At 51.9% G+C, this 206-nt stretch carries 1 rRNA gene; it reads left to right on the top strand.

Annotation, left to right across the window (positions count from 1 at the left end):
• Window positions 1–206: ribosomal RNA gene (locus K0040_RS22670) — 23S ribosomal RNA — on the top strand; the annotation flags it as partial.

The raw sequence follows: 206 nt of genomic DNA, 5'->3' as shown, positions 1-206 counted from the left end.
CATGGCCGCAGAGAATAGGCCCAAGCGACTGTTTACCAAAAACATAGGTTTCTGCTAAGTCGCAAGACGATGTATAGGGGCTGACGCCTGCCCGGTGCTGGAAGGTTAAGGGGATCTGTTAGGGTAACCGAAGCAGTGAACTTAAGCCCCAGTAAACGGCGGCCGTAACTATAACGGTCCTAAGGTAGCGAAATTCCTTGTCGGGT

The organism is Terrisporobacter petrolearius (assembly GCF_020748185.1).
Classification (GTDB): Bacteria; Bacillota; Clostridia; order Peptostreptococcales; family Peptostreptococcaceae; genus Terrisporobacter; species Terrisporobacter petrolearius.
The sequence above is the reverse complement of the archived record's forward strand: the minus strand, read 5'-3'. Positions and strand labels throughout refer to the sequence as shown.